This is a genomic window from Sagittula sp., assembly GCF_052825245.1.
The window spans coordinates 131284-152434 of sequence record NZ_JBRBWD010000065.1 but is presented as its reverse complement, the minus strand read 5'-3'; the positions used below and the strand labels follow the sequence as shown (position 1 = coordinate 152434).

25 protein-coding genes are annotated in these 21151 nt (G+C 67.9%); 6 read left to right on the top strand and 19 right to left on the bottom strand.

Annotated features, from left to right (window positions below):
- Window positions 1–21 precede the first annotated feature (21 nt).
- The 5 genes from ACU0DV_RS25915 to ACU0DV_RS25895 all read right to left on the bottom strand — a co-directional run bounded on the left by ACU0DV_RS25915 (window position 22) and on the right by ACU0DV_RS25895 (window position 4355).
- A complete protein-coding gene (locus ACU0DV_RS25915; RefSeq protein WP_446242879.1) occupies window positions 22–1209 on the bottom strand; it encodes a peptidoglycan DD-metalloendopeptidase family protein in 1188 nt (395 codons plus the stop codon).
- Between the two features lie 86 nt (window positions 1210–1295).
- Window positions 1296–1937, bottom strand: coding sequence for a protein-L-isoaspartate(D-aspartate) O-methyltransferase (locus tag ACU0DV_RS25910; protein WP_100927015.1), 642 nt, complete (start codon window positions 1935–1937; stop codon window positions 1296–1298).
- Window positions 1934–2719 (bottom strand): 5'/3'-nucleotidase SurE, encoded by a 786-nt coding sequence (gene surE / locus ACU0DV_RS25905; protein ID WP_446242880.1) that lies wholly within the window; start codon window positions 2717–2719, stop codon window positions 1934–1936. The genes ACU0DV_RS25910 and surE overlap by 4 nt, the downstream gene beginning before the upstream one ends.
- Before the next feature lie 131 nt (window positions 2720–2850).
- Window positions 2851–3489 (bottom strand): SDR family NAD(P)-dependent oxidoreductase, encoded by a 639-nt coding sequence (locus tag ACU0DV_RS25900; RefSeq protein ID WP_446242881.1) that lies wholly within the window; start codon window positions 3487–3489, stop codon window positions 2851–2853.
- A gap of 284 nt (window positions 3490–3773) precedes the next feature.
- A complete protein-coding gene (locus ACU0DV_RS25895; protein ID WP_446242882.1) occupies window positions 3774–4355 on the bottom strand; it encodes a hypothetical protein in 582 nt (193 codons plus the stop codon).
- Window positions 4356–4480: 125 nt separating this feature from the next.
- Between ACU0DV_RS25895 and ACU0DV_RS25890 the strand changes: the two genes are divergently transcribed.
- Entirely contained in the window at window positions 4481–4789 is a 309-nt protein-coding gene (locus ACU0DV_RS25890) for a hypothetical protein (RefSeq protein ID WP_446242883.1), read from the top strand.
- A gap of 61 nt (window positions 4790–4850) precedes the next feature.
- Window positions 4851–5732: a formate/nitrite transporter family protein gene (locus tag ACU0DV_RS25885; protein ID WP_254698261.1), complete on the top strand. Its 882-nt coding sequence runs from the start codon at window positions 4851–4853 to the stop codon at window positions 5730–5732.
- On the opposite strand, the gene ACU0DV_RS25880 is transcribed toward ACU0DV_RS25885, so the two are convergent.
- From ACU0DV_RS25880 to alr, 11 genes are all read right to left on the bottom strand, one after another.
- Window positions 5733–5996 carry a pilus assembly protein PilP gene (locus tag ACU0DV_RS25880; RefSeq protein WP_283983034.1) on the bottom strand — a complete coding sequence of 88 codons (264 nt, stop codon included), beginning with the start codon at window positions 5994–5996 and terminating at the stop codon, window positions 5733–5735. It lies immediately after the preceding gene.
- Between the two features lie 232 nt (window positions 5997–6228).
- A complete protein-coding gene (locus ACU0DV_RS25875; RefSeq protein WP_446242884.1) occupies window positions 6229–6780 on the bottom strand; it encodes a DUF2199 domain-containing protein in 552 nt (183 codons plus the stop codon).
- Window positions 6781–7104: 324 nt separating this feature from the next.
- Complete coding sequence (gene purF / locus ACU0DV_RS25870) at window positions 7105–8580, bottom strand: amidophosphoribosyltransferase (protein ID WP_446242885.1); 1476 nt, start codon at window positions 8578–8580, stop codon at window positions 7105–7107.
- A gap of 75 nt (window positions 8581–8655) precedes the next feature.
- Window positions 8656–9300: a hypothetical protein gene (locus ACU0DV_RS25865; protein ID WP_446242886.1), complete on the bottom strand. Its 645-nt coding sequence runs from the start codon at window positions 9298–9300 to the stop codon at window positions 8656–8658.
- A gap of 12 nt (window positions 9301–9312) precedes the next feature.
- Window positions 9313–9873, bottom strand: a complete 561-nt coding sequence (locus ACU0DV_RS25860; protein ID WP_283983037.1) for a CvpA family protein — start codon at window positions 9871–9873, stop codon at window positions 9313–9315.
- Window positions 9874–9921: 48 nt separating this feature from the next.
- Window positions 9922–11289, bottom strand: coding sequence for a DNA repair protein RadA (gene radA / locus ACU0DV_RS25855; protein WP_100927004.1), 1368 nt, complete (start codon window positions 11287–11289; stop codon window positions 9922–9924).
- Between the two features lie 192 nt (window positions 11290–11481).
- Window positions 11482–11925 (bottom strand): paraquat-inducible protein A, encoded by a 444-nt coding sequence (locus ACU0DV_RS25850; RefSeq protein ID WP_446243057.1) that lies wholly within the window; start codon window positions 11923–11925, stop codon window positions 11482–11484.
- 47 nt (window positions 11926–11972) lie between these two features.
- A complete protein-coding gene (locus ACU0DV_RS25845; protein WP_446242887.1) occupies window positions 11973–12359 on the bottom strand; it encodes a hypothetical protein in 387 nt (128 codons plus the stop codon).
- A 102-nt stretch (window positions 12360–12461) separates the two neighbouring features.
- Complete coding sequence (locus ACU0DV_RS25840) at window positions 12462–13208, bottom strand: ABC transporter ATP-binding protein (protein ID WP_446242888.1); 747 nt, start codon at window positions 13206–13208, stop codon at window positions 12462–12464.
- 121 nt (window positions 13209–13329) lie between these two features.
- Window positions 13330–14112 (bottom strand): MlaE family ABC transporter permease, encoded by a 783-nt coding sequence (locus ACU0DV_RS25835; RefSeq protein WP_100927000.1) that lies wholly within the window; start codon window positions 14110–14112, stop codon window positions 13330–13332.
- Complete coding sequence (alr, locus tag ACU0DV_RS25830) at window positions 14109–15146, bottom strand: alanine racemase (protein ID WP_446242889.1); 1038 nt, start codon at window positions 15144–15146, stop codon at window positions 14109–14111. Before alr ends, ACU0DV_RS25835 begins: the two co-directional genes overlap by 4 nt.
- A gap of 108 nt (window positions 15147–15254) precedes the next feature.
- Between alr and ACU0DV_RS25825 the strand changes: the two genes are divergently transcribed.
- Window positions 15255–16019, top strand: coding sequence for an adenosylcobinamide-GDP ribazoletransferase (locus ACU0DV_RS25825; protein WP_283983042.1), 765 nt, complete (start codon window positions 15255–15257; stop codon window positions 16017–16019).
- A gap of 145 nt (window positions 16020–16164) precedes the next feature.
- The gene (locus ACU0DV_RS25820) at window positions 16165–17052 is read left to right on the top strand and encodes a hypothetical protein (protein WP_446242890.1); all 888 of its coding nucleotides are present in this window, start codon (window positions 16165–16167) and stop codon (window positions 17050–17052) included.
- A 25-nt stretch (window positions 17053–17077) separates the two neighbouring features.
- Here the strand turns inward: ACU0DV_RS25820 and ACU0DV_RS25815 are convergent, their stop codons facing one another.
- Window positions 17078–18550, bottom strand: coding sequence for a replicative DNA helicase (locus tag ACU0DV_RS25815; protein WP_100930786.1), 1473 nt, complete (start codon window positions 18548–18550; stop codon window positions 17078–17080).
- Window positions 18551–18812: 262 nt separating this feature from the next.
- On the bottom strand, window positions 18813–19484 hold the full coding sequence (locus ACU0DV_RS25810) for an orotate phosphoribosyltransferase (RefSeq protein ID WP_283983044.1): 672 nt from the start codon (window positions 19482–19484) through the stop codon (window positions 18813–18815).
- A 144-nt stretch (window positions 19485–19628) separates the two neighbouring features.
- On the opposite strand from ACU0DV_RS25810, the gene ACU0DV_RS25805 reads away from it, so the two are divergent.
- Both ACU0DV_RS25805 and ACU0DV_RS25800 read left to right on the top strand, forming a co-directional pair.
- On the top strand, window positions 19629–20087 hold the full coding sequence (locus ACU0DV_RS25805) for a thiol-disulfide oxidoreductase DCC family protein (protein WP_446242891.1): 459 nt from the start codon (window positions 19629–19631) through the stop codon (window positions 20085–20087).
- A complete protein-coding gene (locus tag ACU0DV_RS25800; RefSeq protein WP_446242892.1) occupies window positions 20084–20647 on the top strand; it encodes a DUF4166 domain-containing protein in 564 nt (187 codons plus the stop codon). The genes ACU0DV_RS25805 and ACU0DV_RS25800 overlap by 4 nt, the downstream gene beginning before the upstream one ends.
- On the opposite strand, the gene ACU0DV_RS25795 is transcribed toward ACU0DV_RS25800, so the two are convergent.
- Window positions 20626–21099 carry a hypothetical protein gene (locus ACU0DV_RS25795; RefSeq protein ID WP_446242893.1) on the bottom strand — a complete coding sequence of 158 codons (474 nt, stop codon included), beginning with the start codon at window positions 21097–21099 and terminating at the stop codon, window positions 20626–20628. The genes ACU0DV_RS25800 and ACU0DV_RS25795 overlap by 22 nt on opposite strands.
- Window positions 21100–21151 lie beyond the last annotated feature (52 nt).

The window sequence follows — 21151 nt, the reverse complement described above, 5'->3', positions numbered from 1 at the left end:
CCTGGCGTTCCCCGCAGAACCTTATTTCAGGTAGGCCATCGGGTCCGTGCTGTCGAAGCCCTTGCGGACCTCGAAGTGCAGGAACGACGGCGATCCGGAGCCGACGCGCGCAATCGTCTGGCCCTTGCTCACGGCGTCGCCCTTCTTGACCGAGATGTCGTCGACATGGGTGTAGACGGTGATCAGGTCGCCCGGGTGACGGATCAGCAGCAGCTTCACGCCTTCGGTGGTGTTCGAGATCGACGCGACCGACCCGGCGGCGGCGGCCTTCACCGGCTGGCCGGCAGAGGCGGAGATGTCGATGCCCTCGTTCTTGCCCTTGGAGTATTCGCGGATGATCGAGCCGGAGACCGGCATGACCATCTGGGCCGAACTGGACGCCGGTTTCGCTGCCTGCTGGCCGATGTCGGCGGCGGGCGGCTTCGGCGCGGGGGCGGCTGCCGTGGAGGTGCCGCTGGATGCGGGCGGGGTCGCGGGCTCGATGGGTGTCACGTCCACCGAAGGCAGGGGCGTCGTGGAAGACGGCGGCGTCGGCGTGGGAGAGCCGCTGCCCGGCACGGTGGTGACGGTCGTGGCGGATGCGACCTCCGTCTGGTCGACCACTGGGATCAGCAGGTACTGGCCCTCGCGGACGGTGAAGTCCTTGTCGAGCGCGTTCCACTCCGCAAGGCTGCGCGGGCTGACCTGATAGAGCCGGGCGATGGTGAAGGCGGTTTCGCCCCGTGCCACCTGGTGGCGGATCGGTTCTGCTCCGCCGCCGGTGGTCGTGCCCCGCGGCGTGGTCGGAGAGGAGCGGTCGATGGCGGCGCCGGCCAGCGTCGTCACGTCCACCTGGCCTGCGGGCTGCAGGCCGCCGGTGGCGGGCGACGGCTCGGCCACGCGGCTCGGCAGGGCGATGATCTCGCCCCGCCGCAGCGTGTCGCCGGTCTGGAGACCGTTGTAGCGGGCAAGCTCCTGCGCGGGCAGGCCGACCCGTTCGGCGACCTGCGCCACGGTGTCGTTGCGCCGCGCCACGACGACCTGGTAACTCGGGTAGGAGATCACGCCGCGATCGTCGGGGGCAGGCCGATCTGCCGTGGCAGAGGCCGCGGCGGTGGAGGTGTCCACCGGCCCGCCGATGCGGCCGCGCATGTCGACGTCCAGCCCGTTGGAGCAGGCGGCGCCAAGGGCCAGCAGGGCAAACGCGGGAAGGGTGCGGGTCAGCGTCATCTCGATGTCCTCGTCTCATGCGCCCCTTGTTGTTCCGGGGCGTCACGCCTGTGATCTCGGTACAGGCTGATGCGGTCGGGACCCTCTTAGTCCTTTCCCAGCCCTTCCACCAGCGGCACGAATCGTACGGGCCGCAACTCGTCATAGTCGAAGCCGTTTTCCGTCCGGGTAACCCGGATCAGGTGCTGCACGGTGTCCGACTGCCCTACGGGCACGACCATGATACCGCCAATCTTCAATTGCGCCAAGAGCGGCCCGGGCGGGTCTTCCGCAGCGGCGGTCACGAGGATGCGATCAAACGGCGCCTGATCGGCCAGCCCGAAGGAGCCGTCGGCGGTAAAGGCGGTGATATTGGCCAGTTCCAGCGCGTCGAAAACCTTGCGCGCGGCGGCGACCAGCCGCTTGTGCCGGTCGACGGTATAGACCCGCCGGGCCAGCTGGCTGAGGATCGCGGCCTGGTAGCCGGAGCCGGTGCCGACCTCCAGCACCTTGTCGCGCGGGCCGACGTTCAGCGCCTGCGTCATCAGTCCCACGACGGAGGGCTGCGAAATGGTCTGGCCGCAGGCAATCGGCAGCGGCATGTCCTCGTAGGCGCGGTCGGTGAAATAGCCCTGGATGAACAGGCCGCGGTCGATCTTCTCCATCGCCGAGAGCACGGCCTTGTCGGTCACGCCCTTGGAGCGCAGGGCGAAAAGGAACTGCATCTTTGCCTCGGCGTCGAACGTCATGCGAAGGCGTCCCGCAACGCCTTCAGGGCCGTGGTGCAGGTCAGGTCGGCCCGCATCGGAGTGACGGAGATCCAGCCGTCGAGGTTGACGGCGGCGTCGGTGCCTTCGGCCACAGGGGCACGCTGGTCGCCGCCCTTCGCCCAGAGGAACCGGCGCCCCGACGGCGAAAGTTGGGATTCGACGGTGAAGCGGGTGTTTTCGCGCACCCCTTGCGGGGCGGCGACGATGCCCTTCACGCCGGACGCCGGGACCGGGGGAAAGTTCACGTTGTAGAACAGCCGGTAGCCGTCCTGTTCACCCGTGTCGAAGGAGAGGATCTTGCGCAGGACATCCGCGCCGAACTGCGCCGCGCCCTCGAAGGGGTCGTCTATGCGGTAGTTTTCGGGCCCAAGGTACTGCGACAGCGCGACTGCGGGCAGGCCCTGCAGCGCACCCTCCATGGCACCGCCGAGCGTGCCGGAATAAAGTGCGTTCTCTGCCGAGTTGTTGCCCCGGTTCACGCCAGACAGCACGAGGTCGGGGGGCGTGTCCTTCAGGACATGGTGCACGCCGGCCAGCACGCAGTCGGCGGGGCTGCCCTCCGCGGCGTAGCGGCGCGGCCCGAGTTCGGAGATCATCGTGGGGTGGGCGTAGCTGATGCAGTGGCCGACGCCCGACTGTTCGAAGGCGGGGGCGACGGTCCAGACCTCGCCGTCCGGCCCGGCGAGCTCGGCTGCGATCTGTTCCAGCACCTTGAGCCCCGGGGCGTTGATGCCGTCGTCGTTGGTGATGAGGATGCGCATGAGCCTGCCCGTTCGCTTTGCATCGTCCTTAAGCGAAGGGGGCAGGCGGGGCAAGCGGCGGGGCGCCGACCGTGGCGGGCCGTGTCCGGTGGGGGACAGGCAGGGCCTTTGGGCAGTTGAAAAAGTGCGCGTTACCCGAGTTCGGCGAGCAGGCGGCGCGCCTCGGCGGCAGGCGTGGCGAGCGCGTCGCGCTCCTCACCGGGGTGGAAGCGCGCGCGGACGGCGGTGGCCATGGGGCCGGGTGTCAGGATGCGCACCTTCGGGCCGGTCTTCACCGTCTCGGCGGCCCAGCTTCGCGCCACGGCGATCTGCGCGGCCTTCGACGCACCGTAATGGCCGTAGAATTTCTCGCCCCCCTTCGGATCGTCAAAGAACAGCGCGGTGCCGTCGGTGCCGAGGAGCGGCGCGATGTAGGGGATCAGGTGGCCCATGGCATGCGCGTTGGTCGCCATGGAGCGGTCCCAGTCCTTCGGGTCGAGCTGCCAGGTCGGCGTCAGCGGGCCGGTGTGCACCGCCGTGTGCGCCCAGAGCGCCACGCCGCCCCAGCGGTCGTGCACGGAACGGCAGAGTTGGGCCATTGCGTTACGGTCGGTCACGTCCATCGGCGCAAGCGTCGCCGCGCCGCCCTTCGCCTTGACGGCATCGTCGAGCTCTTCCAGCCCGCCCACGGTGCGGGCGACGGCGACGATGTGATACTCGGGCGCGAGCGCCTCCGCGAGGGCATAGCCAAGGCCGCGCGAGGCGCCGGTGATGAGGGCGATCTGGGTCATGCCGACCGTTTGGCCGGGATTTGGCGCTCCGTCAAGCCGCGGCGCGGGGTGCTGTCGGAGGGTGTCTGGTGTGCGTCGTCTGGTTCTTTTCGAATCTGATTTATTTCAATGGTTTGCGCGGCGTTTTTCGTGTCGGCGTGGATGGCGTGCGACCGCGTGACGCTTTGCCGTTGGCTGCCCTTTCGCTACCGAAGTTCAGGGGCTTCGTCTGAGATTTGGGGTAAAATAGGATTATAAATCAGTTGGTCGAGAGCCGTTCTTGATGCTTTCTGCCGAGGCGCGGGTCACCCGGCGGCGCGGTCACGCTCGATCGGTCCGTATTGCGGGAAATGGCGCAGAACGTGGTCGACCACCTTGCGGGCCTCCGGCGTGTCGAGGCCCAGACCGAACCCGATGACGTACCGCCCGTAGTCGAACTTGATCGTGCCCGCCTTGCGTGGCGCCCAGATCCCGGGCGTGCGCTTTGCGTCCTGCGGCCAGGCACTCTCGGTCGGGCCGGCACGCAATCCCGTCACCGCATCGCCGTCGCAACGGGTCGAGCGGTGCCAGAAGGGGATGCTGCGCGTGACGGTCACGGTCTCCGGCGTGACGATCAGGCGTTCCTCTCCGATGTTGAGCCAAAGCAGGAGCGTCAGCGCGCCAAGGCAGCCCGCCGTCCATGCCGCGAGCCAGAGGCCCAGGAAGCCCACGACCGGCATGGGGGCGGAGAGCGCCTCCCACAGCGCGAGAAGCCACGCCCCGGAAGCGATGGCCAGCCAGACGCAGAGAAACAGGCTGACCCAGAGATGACGCTTCGGGCGCATCAGGAACGAGATTTCCTGTGCCGTGTCGGTGGCTTCGAGGGTGATGCGCGCGGCGGCCGTCATGATCTTTCCCTTTTCGCCGCAGACTAGACGGACACGATTGCCTTTGGCGAGGGACCGTGCGGTTGTGACTGGCACCGACGCACCGCCTGTTGCAGAGTGGCCCGGGTTGCGAGGGGAGTGCCGGAATGCGCGGTTTGATGATTGTCCTGATGATGCTGGGTCCCGGTGCCGCGCTGGCGGACGAGATCAGTGGCGACTGGTGCGGGCCGGACGGACGGTCGCTGACCATCTTCGGACCGACGGTGGTCACACCGGGCGGCACGGAGGTGCCGGGACGCTACAGCCGCCACCGCTATGAATTCGATACACCGGCGGGCGAGCCGGGCGCGGGCGACACGGTGGTGATCCTCCAGTTGTCGGAAGAGGAGGTGGACGTGGCCTTCGGCAGCGCCGCCCCGGTGCGCTGGATGCGCTGCAGGGACGTGACAAGCTGATGCAGATGCTGTGGGAACCAAAGTCCGGGATCGTGGTTCACGTGTCATGCAAGACCATGACATGACCGCACCGCGGCGGGGCGAGACCCCGGATCAGCACCAGGACCTGGACCCCGAAGCCGAACAGGAGGCGGTGCGCAGCCATTCCGACGAATCGCATGTGACGGAGGCGAGCCGCCTGTCGGCCCGTCTGATCTACGAGGTCATCCGGCGCGACGGTGACGAGGAACTGCAGCGGCCCGTGGCGTCGCTTGTCTGGTCGGGCCTGGCGGCCGGGGTGCTTATCAGCCTCTCGGTCCTGACGCAGGCCGTGCTGAAGAGCCGCCTGCCGGAGGCCGACTGGGCGCTGCTGGTGGAGGGGCTGGGCTATTCGGTCGGCTTCATGGTGGTGATCTTCGGGCGGATGCAGCTTTTTACCGAGAACACGATCACTACTGTGCTGCCGGTGGTGGCGGACCGCTCCCTCACATGCCTCTTGAAGCTGTTGCGGCTCTGGGCCGTGGTGCTCTGCGCCAATATCGTCGGCTGCGTGGTGGCTTCCGGCTTCCTGACGCTGCCATTCGTCGTGCAGCCCGATGTGATGGAGGCGCTGATCGCCGTCTCGCATCACGCCGTCGAAGGAACGGCGACGCAGAACTTCGTCCGCGCGATGCCAGCCGGTCTGATCATCGCGGCGCTCGTGTGGATCCTGCCCGCGACACGCAACGGCGGGTCGTTCTTCGTGGTCATGGTCCTGACCTGGTTGATCACCGCCGCCGGTTTCGCCCATGTGATCGCCGGATCGGTCGAGGCGGGCCTCTTGGTGTGGGTCGGCGAAATGCGCTTCGCCGACGCGGCCCTGGTCTATTTCCTGCCGGTTCTGGCGGGCAACGTGGCCGGCGGAACCGCCGTCTTCACGCTGCTGGTCTGGGGGCAGGTGCGCAACGAGGTCGAGGTGGAGTGATCACTGCACGACCGGCTGGGTCATCCAGCGGGTGCGGCCATTGCCCGAGAGCGCGAGGCGCCCGTCCTCGATCGCGATGATCGGGTCGCGGCCGATGCGGTCGCCGACCTTGAGTTCGACGACCTTGCCGTCCGGCGTGCGCACAAGGGCGCGCGGCCGTTCGCCGGACCCGAAGGTGCCGAGCAGGATGAGCGCGTCCAGGCTGCCCGACGCCTGCTGCGTGGCGAGCTGTGCGACCTTCTGCGATGACTGTTCCTGTGCCATGTCAGCGTCTCCTCTGAGTGGAGAGGCGCGCGTACACGGGCTTCGTGGCCTGCGAAAGCGGGGCTGAAGGCGCTGTGCGGCGGGTTGCCGGAAGGGGGTGCGACATGGGCACAAGCTTGCCGGATCGGCTTGGCGGGACTGTTCGGCCTCCGGCCGAAGGCGCCCGCCCGCCAACCCGTCCGGGCGCCTCGGCGGATCTGCGCCGCGTTTTGGAGGCTTTGGCGAACCGGGGTCAGGCCGTCAGGTGCGGGCGGATGTCGTTTCCGGAGGCGGCGTAGATGTCGAGCAGGTCGTCGAAGCCGATTCCCTGCGCCTGAGCATCGGCCAGCAGGCCATCCGTGGCGGTGGCCACGGGGCGCTGGCTGGCGTCAGAAGCCGTCAGGGTGACGGCTGTCCCGGTTTCATCCTCGAAGCCGGGGAGGGTGTTGGCGGTCAGTCCCTCGCCTGCAAACGGTCGAGGGGTGTCGAAGGTGGCCATGTAGTCGTGGAAGGTTTCTGCCGAGACCTCGACCCAGAGGCCGAAGTGGAAGATTTCATCGGCGCCACGGATCGGCAGAGGCAGAACGGCGCGCAGGAAGTGGCGGCTGTCGATGCGGCAGAGTTCGGCGGTGAGGCGGTCGTCCCCGACCGTGACATCGTCGTCGATGCGGGGCGCATGCGGCCAGTCTTCCGGCTCCTCGAAACCGATGTCGAAGACCCCGCCGAAGGTGCGGCCGCAGCAGGGGCAGGCACGGTCGGGATCGTTGAGGCGGCGCCAGCGGGCGTCGAGGGCGAGGAGGGACATGGGCGGACCTCGTGGGCTGTGGGCCGGGGCGTTGCGCTTATGGTGCGGGCAGGATGCCTCCGGCGGGAGTATTTTTGCAGCAGAGAAGCGGGGGAGGGTGGTTCGACCGCGGCCCGGTTGGTGGTGCGATTGGCACGGCGGCGCGCCTTGTCGGCAGCTCCGAGGGTGATGAGGGAGACGCGCGGGGCGCTTTGGGCGGGTTGGCGGCCGGGTGCGGAGCTGAGCGCGCGGTTGCTGCCTTTCTGGCCGGTGCTGTTGGCTGCCCTGCCAAGGGAGCGCCGGTCCGGATGTCGTCTGCATCCGGATCCGACTGCTATTGCTGACCTATTCGGCCGCCTTCATCTTGAAGCCCTTCTGCAGCATGTCTGCCGGTTCCACCGGGTATTCGCCGGAGAAGCAGGCGTCGCAGTACTGCGGGCACTTGGCGTTGCGGCCTTCGGCCTCGCCCACGGCACGGTAGAGGCCGTCGAGCGAGATGAACTTCAGGCTGTCGACGCCGAGGTGGTCGCGCATCTCGTCCTCCGACATGGTCGCGGCCAGAAGCTTTTCGCGCTGCGGTGTGTCCACGCCGTAGAAGCACGGCCAGGCGGTGGGCGGCGAGGCGATGCGGAAGTGGACCTCGGCCGCGCCGGCGTCGAGGATCATCTCCTTGATCTTGCGGGAGGTGGTGCCGCGGACGACGGAATCGTCGACGAGGATCACCTTCTTGCCCTGGATCAGCGCGCGGTTGACGTTCAGCTTCAGCCGGACGCCCATGTTGCGGATCTGTTCGGTCGGTTCGATGAAGGTGCGGCCCATGTACTGGTTGCGCACGATGCCCATGCCGTACGGGATCCCGGATTCGGCGGCGAAGCCGATGGCCGCCGGGGTGCCGCTGTCCGGGACGGGACAGACCAGATCCGCCTCCACCGGGGTTTCGCGGGCGAGTTCCACGCCGATCTGGCGGCGCGTCTCGTAGACCGAGCGGTTGCCGATGATCGAATCTGGGCGCGAGAAGTAGACGTGTTCGAAGATGCAGAAGCGCGATTTGGCCGGGCGGAAGGGGCGGATCGATTCGACGCCCTTATCGGCGGTGATCACGACCATCTCGCCCGGGTCGATCTCGCGCACGTATTCTGCGCCGATGATGTCCAGCGCGCAGGTTTCCGACGACAGGACCCAGCCGTCCGCCACCTTGCCGAGGACAAGCGGCCGCACGCCCAGCGGATCGCGCACGCCGATCAGCTTGGTGCGGGTCATGGCGACGACGGAGAACGCACCCTCGACCCGGCGCAGCGCGTCTTCCATCCGGGCGGGGATGTCGCGCTGGAGCGAGCGGGCCATCAGGTGGATGATGCATTCGCTGTCGGAGGAGGACTGGAAGATCGAGCCGCGCTCGATCAGTTCGCGGCGGAGCGCGTCGGCGTTGGTGATGTTGCCGTTGTGCGCTATGGCCGCGCCGCCCATGGAAAACTCGCCGAAGAAGGGCTGCACGTCGCGGATGGCGGCGGACTTCGATCCGGCGGTGGAATAACGCACGTGGCCGATGGCGAGTTGCCCCGGCAGCGTGTCCATCAGCGACTGACGGGTGAAGTTGTCGCGGACGTAGCCGAAGCGCCGCGCCGAGTTGAACCCGGTTTCCGGATCGTAGGAGACGATGCCGCCTGCCTCCTGTCCGCGGTGCTGGAGGGCGTGCAGGCCGAGTGCCACGAAGTTGGCGGCATCGGTCACGCCCACCACGCCGAACACGCCGCACTCTTCGTGCAGCTTGTCGTCTCCGGCGTCGAATGGGTTGGCTGGAAAGAAGGTGGCGTCGGACATGGTGTCTCCGAATCCGGGGCTGTTCGCGCCCCTCATACGGGCTTGGCGGTGAAGTGTCACGGAAGGATCACAAAACTATGCGTGAGAAATATCGGTTTCAACCAGCAGAAGGGTCCCGTCGCTGCGCCATCCGGTCGCCCAGCCCCCCGCGCGGAGCAGGGCGAAGGGGTGGTAGACGTCGGGCGCATCGGCAGGTGCGACCAGTGGCCACATCAACCAGTGCGCCACGTCGTAGCTGTCCGCGGCGCGGTAGAGCGGCTCTGACAGGAAGGCCAGCGCCGCTTCGTGCGCCGGAGAGCGGGCCGCGGCCATGTTCCAGAGTGCATCGTCCATGTTGATCGTGGGCGCGTCCGTGCCGTCCAGGGCTTCGGGGAAGGGTGTCTCGAAAAGGATCGGGGCATCGCTTTCGGGCGCTTCGAGGCCGAACAGGCGGAGCCCCGCCACCGCCGCCTGAAGCAGCGCATGTGCCTCGTTTCGGGGCAGTCTGCGCAGATCGAGCGGCCAGAGCGCGGCCCGCTCTCCCAGTGCCGCGCCTTCCGGCAGGGGGGCGAAGGCCGCGGCACGGGCCGGAGCGGACAGGCGCCAGATGCCGAAATGCAGGCGGAAATCGCGGTCGAAGGGCGGCAGCGGATCCGGCCGCCGTTCCGTGGCCTCGGGGTGGTTGTCGAGGATGTCGTGCCAGTGTGCCTGCCAGCCGGACTGCAAGTCTGTCGCGGTCACAGGCGGCACGGCTTACGTCGGCGCGTCGCAGACGCCCACGAGCTGCTCGTACTGGGCGGTGATCCAGCCAAGCGCCTGCTCGGGGTTCTGTTCTTCGATCCTGCCGCTGAACTGGCTGAAGACGGCTGCGGAACGGCTGTCGTCGATCATCGCCACGTCCTGCGCGGTGATGACGGTTTCGTAGACGAAGAAGGCGATGGCCACGAGGAGGATGCCCCGCGCCACACCGAAGAAGAACCCGAGCGCCTGATCGAGCCCGCCAAGCGCGGAGCGCTGGATCAGCGACGAGAAGAGCGGCGTGAACAGCGAAACGATCAGCAGGGCCACGGTGAACACGGCGGCGAAGGCGGCGATGATCGACAATTCGCAGCTGTCGGACAGGAATTCGCCGACGACGGGCAGCTCCTTGACCAGCGGCTGCACCTGGGCCGCGAACATGAAAGCGAGGATGGCCGCGACGATCCAGCCGACGATGGCCATGGCCTCCCGCACGAGCCCGCGCGAATAGGCCAGCAGCGCCGACATCACGACGATGGCCGCCACGATACCGTCGACGATCGTAAATCCTTCCATGGGCCTGCCTCTTCGCGTTCTTTTCCCGTGTGTGCCTGCCGGCCCGGTTCATCCGGCGCCGAAGACCTCTCCTACAAAGCCGGTCAGGTCGGCCATCTGCGTCAGCTTGACGGATGGGCCACCCTGCGCCTTGCCGCCCGAAGGCAGGATCGCGGTGGAGAAACCAAGTTTGGCGGCTTCTTTCAAGCGATTTTCGGTCTGACCCACCGGACGTAACGCCCCCGATAGGCTGATTTCGCCGAAAACGACAGTCTCGCGCGGCAGTGCCGCGTCCTCGCGGGCGGAAAGTAGCGCAGCGGCCACAGCCAGATCGGCGGCGGGTTCGCCCACGCGCATGCCGCCTGCGACGTTGAGGTAAACGTCGAGCCCCGCAAACGGGATGCCGACCCGCGATTCGAGCACGGCGAGAATCATCGCCAGCCGGCTGCCGTCCCAGCCGACGACGGACCGGCGCGGCTGGCTGTGGGGCGAGGGGGCGACGAGGGCCTGGAACTCCACCAGCACGGGGCGCGTGCCCTCGATCCCGGCAAAGACCACCGATCCGGGCGAAGGTTCTCCGCGTTCGGCAAGGAACAGGGCAGAGGGGTTCGGCACCTCCGCCAGCCCGCCGCCGGTCATCTCGAAGACGCCGATCTCGTCCGCCGGGCCGAAGCGGTTCTTGACGGAGCGCAGGATGCGGAACTGGTGGCCGCGCTCGCCCTCGAAATACAGCACCGTGTCGACCATGTGTTCCACCACGCGCGGACCGGCGAGCTGGCCGTCCTTGGTGACGTGGCCGACCATCATCACGGCAGAACCGGTGCGCTTGGCGAATGTCGTCAGTTCGTGCGCCGCGGCCCGGACCTGGGACACGGAGCCCGGCGAGGAATCCACGTTGTCGGCCCACATGGTCTGGATCGAGTCGACGATGGCGAGGTCGGGGCGCTCCTTGTCCAGCGTCGTGAGGATGTCGCGCAGGTTGGTCTCCGTGGCGAGCCGGACCGGCGCTTCGGCAAGGTTGAGGCGCTGCGCACGCAGCCTGACCTGGGCCGAGGCTTCCTCGCCCGAGATGTAGATGACCTTCAGCCCGGCGTTGGCAAAGGCCGCGGCGGCCTGCAGCAGGAGGGTCGATTTCCCGATCCCCGGATCGCCTCCCACCAGCACGGCAGAGGCGGGCACGAGGCCGCCGCCGAGCACCCGGTCAAGCTCGTCGAGCTTGCAGGCGGTGCGCGGCGGCGGTGCCTCCTTGCTGGACAGATCGGAAAGCTGGACGGCACGCCCGCGCGACTGGCCAAGGGTCTTCCCGGCGGGGCCCTGCGACAGCGGCTTTTCTTCCTGGATGCAGTTCCACTCGCCGCAGGCCTCGCATCGGCCTGCCCACTTGGTGGTGACGTTGCCGCAGGACTGGCAGACGAATCGGCTGACGGCCTTTGCCATGAATAACCTCCGCTGGGATCGGAAGCGCGTATGTAACGGGGATCGCGGCGGAAGGGAACGGTTTCGCCTCGCTGGCGGGGGCTCTGGCCGAGGACAGTGTTGGCCCAGGATGATGGACGGAGGTCCTTGTCCTCGCCTTGGCGGAGTACCTCCGGGGGAAGCAGGCGAATGGTCTGCGCGGGTCGGGCCGCGTCAGGGGGCCGAAACCCCTTGGGTGCGACGAGCCTCGAGCGCGCCCAGCACGATGGAGCCGAGGATCAGTGCGGTGAAGACATAGAGGCCCCACGCGGTTTCCACCCTTCCGACGCCCAGGCCCTTGGCGAGGGTCACGTAGAGCGCGATCAGGAAGATGTCGGCCATGGCGAACTTGCCAAGCAGGATGAGCGCCGGCAGGGCGCGCCGGTCGAGTACGTCGAACTGAAGGAGTGCGAGACCCAGCGTCTTCAGCATCGGCGCGACAAGGGCGAACAGGGTCACGACAAGGGCAAGGAAGATGTCGGTCTGCCAGAGCGACCTCAGGCCGGAGATCACCGAGATCTCGGACATGCCGAAGAGCGGCAGCAGACCGGCGCGCAGGAGCGGGGCAAACCACGAGAGCGGGTAGAGGACGAGGAAGGCGAGGTTCAGGTAGCGCATGGGTTTGTAGGGCGGGGCTCTGCGCCGCCTGCCTTCGGTCAGTTCGGTCAGGAGACCCACCACCACACCAGAAGCAGGCCGGCCAGCATCAGGAGGTGCAGCACGTCGATGATCCGCCAGCGGGCGCGGGGAGTGATGGAGCAGATCAGGAAGATCGCGGAGGGAACGAGCAGGGGCGCCATTCCGCCGCCACCCGCCATCATCTGCGCGGCTGTGACGTAGAGCGGGCCCTCGTTCAGGCCGAGCGCGGGCGCGAAGACCGTGGCGATGCCGCCGAGGCAGAGCACCAGTGTCATGAGCGCGGGCCAGCGGGCAAGGCCGCGCCCGACGATCACGCGGATCAGCGCCAGGAGGGCGAGGACCTCGAGATAGATGAACTTCTTGAAGAACAGGAACCCGAGCAGCACCGGGTCGGGCTGGAGGAGGCTGTTCATGAGGTCAGGTCTCCCGGGCGGTGGTGGCGGTCGGCCTGCATTGACACCATGGGCCGAAGAAAATCAATCCGTTCCGTGGTATCACGCGGGTCCCCGCGTGTGTCAGCGCACAGCCGCGATCGGCCCGGTGGCGCGGCCGTGGATGAACTGGTCCACATGGGCATCGCCGGAGCGGTCGAGCTCGGTCACCGGTCCGGTCCAGCGGATGGTGCCGCCGTGGAGCATGGCGACATTGTCGGCAATCGCCCGGACGGAGGTCATGTCGTGGGTGATCGTCATGGCGGTTGCGCCCATCTCGGTCACGATCTCGCGGATCAGGTCGTTGATGACCCCGGCCATGATCGGGTCGAGCCCTGTAGTCGGTTCGTCGAAGAAGATGATCTCGGGCTCTGCGGCGATGGCGCGGGCGAGGCCCACGCGTTTCTGCATGCCGCCCGAAAGTTCGGCCGGGAAGCGGTCGGCCACATCGGGTGTCAGGCCGACGCGGCGCAGTTTCTCGATGGCGATCTCGCGAGCCTCGGCCTTTGGCCGGGCGAGGCTGCCGCGCAGCAGGCGGAAGGCGACGTTCTGCCAGACGGTGAGCGAGTCGAAGAGCGCGCCGCCCTGGAACAGCATGCCGAAACGGGCGAGGAAGGCGTCGGGGTCCTGCGTCGTCACGTCCTGCCCGTCGAGCGTGATCGTGCCTGCATCGGGCGTGACGAGGCCCAGGATGCACTTCAGCAGCACCGACTTGCCGGTGCCGGAGCCTCCGATGATCACCATGGAGGTGCCCTGCGCGATTTCAAGGTCGACGCCCTGCAGGACATGGTTCTGGCCAAAGGACTTGGCGACGCTGTTGAGCGCGATCATCGTATGCCCCCGTGCGTTGCGGGACCGGCAGCCGTCGGAGTGAGTATTTCGAAAGCGGAGAAACGGCAGGACGCGCCCGGCATGGCGGGGTGGGTCTCTGGAGTGGAGGGGCGCGCGAGGGTCATAGCGAGAAGAAGGCGCCGGTCAGCAGGAAGTTGGCGGCGAGGATCAGGACGGCGGCGGCCTCCACGCTGCCCTTGGTGGCGCGGCCCACGCCCTGCGCGCCGCGGCCCGACATCATGCCGAAGTAGCAGCCCATGAGCGCCGCGATGCCGCCGAAGGCGCAGCCCTTGACGAGGCTGGAGACCACGTCCAGCGGTTCGAGGAAATCCACGGTGTTCTTCAGGTAGGCGGCCGCGTTGAACCCGAGGGATCCGGTGGCCACCGCGTAGCCGCCGAAGATGCCGATCACGTCGCCGATGCCCACGAGGGCGGGCACCACCAAGAGCGCGGCGAGCAGGCGCGGCGCCACGAGGTATTTCATCGGGTTGGTGGAGAGGGTCGTGAGCGCGTCGATCTGTTCGGTCACCTTCATGGTGGCGATCTCGGCTGCGATGGAGGAGGTCACGCGGGCGGCGATCATCAGGCCGACCAGCACCGGCCCCAGTTCGCGCACCATGCCGATGGCGACGATCTGCGGCACCACGGCCTCGGCGTTGAAGCGGGCGCCGCCGGAATAGATCTGCAGGGCGAGCGCGGCGCCTGTGAAGACAGCGGTGAGCCCCACGACCGGCAGCGACAGCCAGCCCACGTTCATCAGCGCGGCGCCGAATTCGCCCGCGTAGAAGGGGGGGCGGACGGTGTGGCTGAGCGCGGTGAGGCCGAAGCGCGTGACCCGGCCGATGGCGGCCAGCCAGTGCAGCAGGGCGCGGCCCAGCCAGCCGAGAGGGGCCAGCAGCGTCATGCGCCGGTATAGCTGCGGTCGTAGCGCGCGCCGAAGGAGGTGAGCACCTCGTAGCCGATGGTGCCGGCCCAGTCCGCGAGGGTGTCGATCCCCTGGTGCAGGCCGATGAGTTCGACGTGGTCCGGCACTTCGCCGAGGCCGGTCACGTCGACGGCGATCAGGTCCATGGAGATGCGGCCGAGGATCTTGCAGCGGGTCTCTCCGGCCCAGACGTGGGCGGCGGGTCCCATGGCGCGGTGGATGCCGTCGGCATAGCCGCCGGCGATGGTCGCCACGCGGGTCGGCGCGGTGGCGGTCCAGGAGTTGCCGTAGCCCACGGTTTCGCCGGGCAGCACGTCGCGCGTCTGGATCACCGGGATCTCGAGGCTGACGACCGGCTGCGCGTCGACGAAGGGCAGGCCGCCGTAGAGGCCCACTCCGGGGCGCGTCATGTCGAAGTGGTAGTCCGGCCCCAGGAGGATGCCGCCCGTCGCCGCGAAGGAGCGCGGCGCGTCGATGCCGTCGGTCATCTCGCGGAAGGCTGCCAGCTGGCGGGCATTCATCGGGTGATCGGGTTCATCGGCGCAGGCGAGGTGGCTCATCACCAGCCGCGGATGCTGGGCGAGGGCGATGTCGCGCAGGGCGGACCACTCGGCCGGTTCCATCCCGAGGCGGTTCATCCCGCTGTCGAGCTGGATGCCGAAGGGATGGGCGGGCAGCCCTTCGACATGCATCAGCATCTGGTCGATGGAGTTGATCATCGGCACGAGGTCGGCATCGCGGATCATGTCCCGGTCGCCGGGCATGTGGCCGGAGAACACGCAGATCTCGGGGCCGGGGCCGAGGATGCGGCGCAGCCGTGCGCCTTCCTCGGCGACGGCAACGAAGAAGGTCCGCGCCCCGGCAGCGGCCAGAACGGGCACGCATTTCTCGGCACCGAGGCCATAGGCGTCCGCCTTGACGACGGCGCCCGTCTCGCCCTCCGACAGGGCGGCGAGGGCGGTCCAGTTGGCGCGCAGGGCGCCCAGGTCGATTGTCAGCTTCGCCATGGCCATGTTGCCTGTCTTTGGCAGGTTGGATGTTGGGGTCAAGGGGGAAATGCGGCTTCATGCGCCGGACGGGCGGGGATATGCTTGGCTGGAAAGGGGTTCGAGGCAGGGCACATGAAGGACACGCTGCGGCTGGAGGCCGAACTGTTCAGGCTGGCACTGGGGGAGGTGACACGGCTCGTGCCCCCGGCGGGCGGAGACGTGTCGGAGGACCTGCTGGTGCGCTCGGTCAAGTATCACCCGGTGATCGGTGCGCTGGTCGGCTGCGCCGGGGCGGCGGTGCTCTGGCTGGCGGCGCAGGTCCTGCCGGAGGCGGCGGCCGTGCTCGTGGCCGTGGTCGCGATGCTGCTGCTGAGCGGCGTGCGCGACGAGATGGGACTTTCCGTCGCGGTGGAGGCGCTGGCCGGAGAGACGGGCCGGGACGCAGTGCTGGCGCGCATGGCGCGGGGCGGGGGGCCGCGCGGCGCGCTGGCTGTCGGCCTGACGCTGGCGCTGAAGGTGGTTCTGCTGGTGTCCTTCACGCCCGGCGTGGCGGCGGTGGCGCTGATTGCCGGGATGGGGCTGGGACGCATGGCGGCGGTGCACACCGCGGCAAGCACCGTCTCCGCCCGCAGGCGGGGGATGGAGGTGCTGCTGCCGGGGGTGACGCCCGACGGCTACCGGGTCGCGCTGGCGGGCACGATACTGGCCGTGCTGGCGCTGGAGTTCGTGGCTGGTGCCTGGGCCGGTGTCGCCGCCGGTATCGGTGCCATCGCGCTGGGGCAGGCGTTCCGGATCTTCGCGCTCAGGCGGCTGGGGGGGCGGACCACGGAAATCCTCGGCGGCGCGGCGCTGCTGGGCGAGCTTGGCACCTACCTGGGGCTGGCCGTCGTGCTCTGACGCAGTGAAGCGACACCCATGCGCGAAGGCGGGTCCACTGAGGTGGCGTGTTTGCCTGACAATTGTGTCAGTCAGGAAGGGGGCGCTTTGTCGGTTCCCCGCGACGCGGTACACTTCTCCGCATTTCAAAGCGGAGACATTTGACATGGATTTCTCGGGAATTTCACGCCCGCAGGTCGACACGCTGGTGTTCAACCTCCTGGCGGTCGACGCCTACAAACCCCTTGGTGCGGCCCTTGGCGGCTGGGTGCCCGTCGCGGGCGCCGTCATGGCGGCGATACATGCGGCCGCACTGGTCGGGTGGTCGGCCTTCGAGGCGGGTCTGGTCGGCGTGCTGAAGACCATGGGCAACCTTGGCGCTGGCATGATGAACCTGCTCACGGATTTCGTTGCGGATCTGGTGAACGGGCTGATCGTCATCAGCGCGGGCAACCAGGACGGCGTGCTGGCCGATGCGGCGCAGGGCGCCATGACCGGCGGCAGCATCGCCGCGCAACTGCTGTGGACGGTCGGCGGCGGTGCGGTCGTCGAGACCGGCGGCGCGGCGGCGCGTGTGGCGGCAGACACCTTCATGCGGGGCGCCGGGCTGGCGTTGCAGAGGGAACGGGGCGGCGGACCGGGCAGCAATGCGCGCGGCTGGGGACTGCTGGGCATCGGCATCATCGCCATCGCGGCGGTTGCGGTGGCAGCTGTCACCTTCGGCGCCGCGGCCGGGCTGGTCGGCGTGGCCGTGATCGCGACCGGCGCAGTCATCGGGGCCGGATTGGCCGTCTACTATGGCATGTCAGAGGACGAGGCCGAGCAGGAGCCGGGCAGCGCCCCGGAGCCGGGGCCGCCTTTGGACGGCCGCGCGTCGCGGGACCCCTCCGGCGCATCGCCCCGGACGGATCCGCGTCTCGCCACCGCCACGAGGCCGCAGGCTGTCGGACACCGGCCCGCCAAGTCTCAACGCGAGATCGACGCGATGAAGCCCGGGCGGGCGTCCTACAACAGCCGGTTGCTGACAAGTTACCTGGGGCAGGGCAGCCGCTGACGCAGGCCCGCGGCGCCTGCGGGGATCAGCCTTCCTGCCAGGGCTTCACGAGGTTGCCGAAGCGGGTGAACTGGCTTTCGAACGACAGTTCCACGGTGCCGATGGGGCCGTGACGCTGCTTGCCGATGATGACCTCGGCCTTGCCGTGCAGGCGCGACATGCGTTCCTGCCAGGCGACCATCTCGTCCAGCCGGTCGTCGGAGGGCTTTTCGCGTTCCACGTAGTATTCTTCGCGGAACACGAACATCACCACGTCGGCGTCCTGCTCGATGGAGCCCGATTCCCGGAGGTCGGACAGCTGAGGCCGCTTGTCCTCACGGCTTTCCACCTGACGCGACAGCTGCGACAGCGCGATCACCGGGATGTTAAGTTCCTTCGCTATCGCCTTGAGACCCATGGAGATTTCCGCGATCTCCTGCACGCGGTTCTCGGCGGTGCCGCGCAGAAGCTGCAGGTAGTCGACGATGATGAGGTCAAGCCCGTGCGTCCGCTTGAGGCGGCGCGACCGGGCCGCGACCTGGCTGATCGGGAGCGCGGGCGTGTCGTCGATGTAGAGCGGGCAGGCTTCCAGTTCCTTGGCGGCCTCGACGAAACGGCGGAACTCGTGCTCCTCCATGTCGCCCTGACGGATCTTGTGGGACGAGATCTCGGACGCCTCAGCGAGGATACGGCCAGCCAGCTGCTCGGCACTCATTTCGAGCGAGAAGAACCCGACCACGCCGCCGTCGAGCGCGCCGACAGAGCCGTCGGGGCGGGTGCCCTTCTTGTAGGCCTTGGCGATGTTGAAGGCGATGTTGGTGGCGAGCGAGGTCTTCCCCATGGAGGGACGACCTGCGAGGATCAGGAGGTCGGACGGGTGCAGGCCGCCCAGCTTCTTGTCCATGTCAATGAGGCCGGTGGAGATGCCCGCCAGACCGCCTTCGCGCTGATAGGCGGCGTTGGCGACGTTCACCGCCTCCGTCACCGCGCGCAGGAAGGACTGGAAGCCCGACTCGGCGTTGCCCTGCTCGGCCATCTTGTAGAGCTTCTGCTCGGCCTCGACGATCTGCTCCCTTGGTTCGGAGGCGACGTCGACCTTGGCAGCCTTGTCGGAGATCTCGCGGCCGAGGCGGATCAGGTCGCGGCGCACCGACAGGTCATAGATCATCTGCGCATAGTCCCGCACCGCGAAGGTGGAGACGGCAGAGGCCGCAAGACGTGCGAGATAGGCCGCGCCGCCCAGTTCCTGAAGACCCTCGTCGTCGGCCATGAAGGCCTTGAGCGTCACCGGGGAGGCGAGGTTGTTCTTGGCGATGCGCGCGGCGGCGATCTCGAAGATTCGCGTGTGCACCGGGTCGTAGAAATGCTCGGCCCGGATGATCGACGCGACGCGGTCGAAGATGTCGTTGTCGGTCAGGATCGCACCCAGAAGCTGCTGTTCGGCCTCGATGGAGTGCGGCATGGTCTCGGCGGCGTCGACGTGAACGCCGGTCGGATTGATCGTCGTTATCTCGTTCATTTTCATCCCCACTGCTCAGGCTGACCGTGTAGCAAACCGGATTTCCGGGGTGCAGAGTGTAAATCTCTGGGGATAAGCGGTGGACCGCTGCCCCCACATGATCTTGTCACAGAAAGGGTCCACATCGCAAGATAGGCCAAAAGTGGCCTGTGGGCGACTCATCGGCGTGTCGGCTGGGACACACCGCAAGGGAACGTGAAATTTCTGTGACGCCACGTCAGCGCCGGGAAGCCCCCGCTTTGACGGGCCGGGTTGCGGTCCCTCAGGCTCCGGCGCGGGCCGCGCGCCAGGCGTGGGGGTCCTTCAGGAACGACTCGACCTCCGACAGGACGCCGGCGTGCTTCTCCGGCGCTTCGGCCAGAACCTCCCACCAGGTGCACAGGTGGTGTAGCGAAACACCGTGGTCGCCCAGCGTTTTGATCGTCTCGGGGAAGATGCCGTAGTAGAAGATTACCGCCGTATGCGCGCAGGTCGCGCCGGTGTCGCGGATCGCATCGACGAAGGACAGTTTCGAGCCTCCGTCGGTGGTCAGGTCCTCCACCAGAAGCACGCGCTGGCCCTCGGTCATCGCACCCTCGATCCGGGCGTTGCGGCCGTAGCCCTTCGGTTTCTTCCGCACGTAGGTCATCGGCAGGGCCATGCGCTCGGCCACCAGCGCGGCAAACGGGATGCCCGCCGTCTCGCCGCCGGCGATGTTGTCGAAGGCCTCGAAGCCCGCGTTGCGCATGACCGTCACCGTCAGGAAGTCCATCAGGGTGGAGCGGATGCGCGGGAAGGAGATCAGCTTGCGGCAGTCGATGTAGACCGGGCTCAGCTGGCCGGAGGCGAGCTTGAACGGCTCATCCTGCATGAAGTTCACCGCCTCGATCTCCCACAGCATGCGCGCGGTCAGGCGGGCCATTTCTTCGGCGGAAGGGTAGGTCGAGGGGATCATGGGCGGCACTCCTTTGGGTCAGGCGTCGATTAGCGGGTTTTGATCAGGGGGGGAAGGGGCGCGCTTGTGCCTTGGTGCAAGGGGACCATATCGCGCATGTGCAATGGGCAAAGGCGGTGTATCCTGCCGCAAGAGGAGACCGCCATGCGCCCCGCCGCGCGCCAGCCCTATTCCTACCGCGACGATCCGGAGGTTCCGGCCTTCGACGATGCCTGCATCCTCGTGGTCATGGACGGGGACTGCGCGCTCTGCTCTGCCACCGCGCGCCGGATCGCGCGGCTGGATCGTGAAGACGCGGTCCGCATCTGCACGGCGCAGTCGCCGCTGGGCCACGGGTTGCTGGCGCACTACGACCTGTCGCCGGACGATCCCGACAGTTGGCTGATGCTGCACGAGGGGCAGGCGCGCGGGTCGCTCGACGCCATGGTGGCGCTGTTCCCGCGGCTGCATCGCGGGTTCCGGCCCCTTCGGGCGCTCGGGTTGCTGCCCTTGGGCGTGCAGGACTGGCTTTATGCCCGGATAGCGAGGAACCGGTATCACTTCGGCAAGACCGACCTCTGCGCCTTGCCCGATCCCGAACTGCGGCGGCGGCTGATCTCGTGACACCCTATGCCGTGTTGCTGGGGGACCGGATGGCGGCGCTGCCGCCCGCCTGCCGGGCCTTGCACGCGGGCTTTGGCGCGTTCGAGGGGCAGATCACCGTGACACCTGCCGATGCGGGGGCGTTACGGCTGCTGGCCCGGGCCATGGGACTGCCCCGTGCCGCGCGGGATGTGCCGTTCCGCTTGGTGACGGAAGCCGACGGGCAGGGGGCGCGCTGGACCCGGGAGACCGGGAACACCCGAATGGTGTCGCGTCTTTACGCAACCAAAGACGGGCTGCTGGCGGAGCGGCTGGGGCTGATCCGTGTGGATACAAGCCTTGTTCCGGAGGCTGGCGGCCTCAGGCTCGCGGCGGAGCGGGTGATGATGCTTGGCGTACCCTTGGCCCGCGCGCTCTGGCCCCTCGTGGCGGCCAGGGAATGGCAGGAGGCCGGGCTTTACAGGTTCGACGTGTCGATCGCGCTGCCGCTGCTGGGGCGGCTCGTGTCCTACACCGGGCACCTGCACACGCTACCCGCGCGAAACGTCGGCACGCTGGCTCAGCCGTCGCAGGACTTGTAGATCTTGTCGCTGGCCGTGCGGTCCTTCATCGGGTCGGGGACGTTCATCTCCCGCAGGAAGGCGCCACCCATCTGGTAGGCCTCCGACTCCGACAGCGAGATACAGGTCCAGGTCTCTGCGCCGTGGTCGTGCTGTGCGTGGTGCACCAGCTCATGCAGAAGGACTTCGCGCCAGAGCGGGTTGTCGCGCGGATCAGCAAAGTTCTCCGCCCCGTCGATCTGGTCGGGCGAGAGGATGAAGATCGTGCCTTCCGGCCCCTCGTTCGCGATGTAGATGGCGTTCAGCCGGTCGTCGACGCCGTCTTCGGGGATGAGGTGTGCGCGGCCGTAGTAGTATTCGCGGGTCAGTTCCTTTGGGCCGAGTTCCACGACCGCCGGCGGATCAAGGTCACTGGTCTGATAGGCACTGTTCTCGCCGATCCAGTCCAGAAGCAGGTCGATGAGAGCGTCCATGGGCGGTCTCCTTCTTTCTGTCCCTCGGTGCATTGACCGTTATGCCGACCAG